At 64.3% G+C, this 1,625-nt stretch carries 1 pseudogene; it reads right to left on the bottom strand.

The annotated features are described in order from the left end of the window. Window positions 1-143: 143 nt before the first annotated feature. Window positions 144-1,328: pseudogene (istA, locus tag OP498_RS18320) on the bottom strand (IS21 family transposase). Window positions 1,329-1,625 lie beyond the last annotated feature (297 nt).

Below are 1,625 nucleotides of genomic sequence, written 5' to 3' on the forward strand. Positions count from 1 at the left end.
GTGCCGCCCGGCCCACTCGCACTGCAGCGCCTCGGCCAGGAACTCGCGGTAGTCGAGATCCCGGCTCGCCGCCTGCTCACAGACCGTTTCCAGCTGGTCGGCCAAGTGGTCGAACTTGAGCTGTTGCAGCAGTTGCTCCAGCGTCATGACGTCACCTCCTCGTAGATCTCCAGGCCACGCTGCTCGACCTGCAGCGCGTCGCGCCACAGGCGGCGGTGGTGGTCGGCCTGCCGCTACCAGCCGGCATCCGGCAGGGCCAACAGGTGCTCGGCGACGACCTGCTCTTGGGCGTCGATGATCTGCAGCTCGTCGTCCAGGATGATGCGGATCCGTACGGTCTGGCCGCACAGGGCGTCGGGCACGCTGTAGCGGTTGCCACGTACCTCGACGTAGCCGTCCCACGCCACCTGTCGGTGGTCGAGATAGGCGGTATCGAAGCGCTGTCGCGGCAAGAGGGTGAGTGCCGGCTGCTCGTCCCGCTGGAAGCGCTCGAACACAATCTCGCCAAGGGTGCGATGCCGGCGTTGGTGGGCCGATTCGCCCAGCCACTGGCGCAACTGGCGGTTGATGTCGGTGAAGGACTGAAACACCCGGTGGCCGATGAAGAAGTGATGCTTGACGTAACCGACCATGCGCTCGGTCTTGCCCTTGGTTCGGGCCCGATAGGGTCGGCAGGCGCGCGGCTGGAAGCCGTAGTGGCCGGCCAGGTCGAGGAAGCGCGGATTGAAGACCACACGGCCGTTCTCGCGCTTCAGAACCGCCGCTCTCTGGTTATCGACCAGCACCTCGGCGGGCACCCCGCCAAACGCCTCGAAGGCCCTGACCAGACTCTCGTAGGTGTGCTCGGCGTCCTGTGCCGGCGCGGCGTAGATATGCATCTGCCGCGAGTAACCCAGCACATTGACGGCGATGTTGACCCGGGTGGGCTGGCCACCGACCTCGACCGTCAGCTCGCCCCAGTCATGCTGCAGCTGGTGGCCGGGGCGCGTCTCGAAACGCACCGTGGCCTTCGACGGCTGCAGCGAGCGCTTGGGCCGGATGTAATCACACAGGATCGAATAGCCGCCCTCATAGCCACAGTGGCGCAGCTCGGTGAAGATCACCTGAGCATTCCAGACGCCCTGGGCGAGCAACGTATCGACCTGCGGCTTGAACGGATCCAGCTTGCTGCCCCGAGCGCCCGGCCGGCGATGAGAGGGCGCGCCACCGCGTTGAAGGGCGCGACGCACGGTGCGGGGATGCACGTCGAGCTCGGCGGCGACGTCCTTGAGATAGGCTCCCTGATTGACCTTGTGGCGTATCATGAGAAAGTCCTCCTGCTTGAGCATCGGGTACCTCCTGATCGCTTAGCTTCACAACCAGAAGGTACCCCGCTTGAGTGGGGGGACACCTTATTTCGGTACTCAGGGGACTTTTAGCATCGGTACTGACAACGTCAACTACTTTGAGTGCGCCAGGCGAAGCCTGGTCATCCGGGAAACCTGAAGAGGTGGAAAGGATGAAGTGAAACCCACTGGGTGCAAGTCCCATCCGGCCAAGGCTAGCCACCAGCCGGTAGCGAGTGTTGCGTGGTGTCGGGTAACCGCCACTGCGAAGCGTACACAGCGAGTGGATAGGCCGTGTGA

This window comes from Halomonas sp. 25-S5 (assembly GCF_029889845.1).
Classification (GTDB): Bacteria; Pseudomonadota; Gammaproteobacteria; order Pseudomonadales; family Halomonadaceae; genus Halomonas.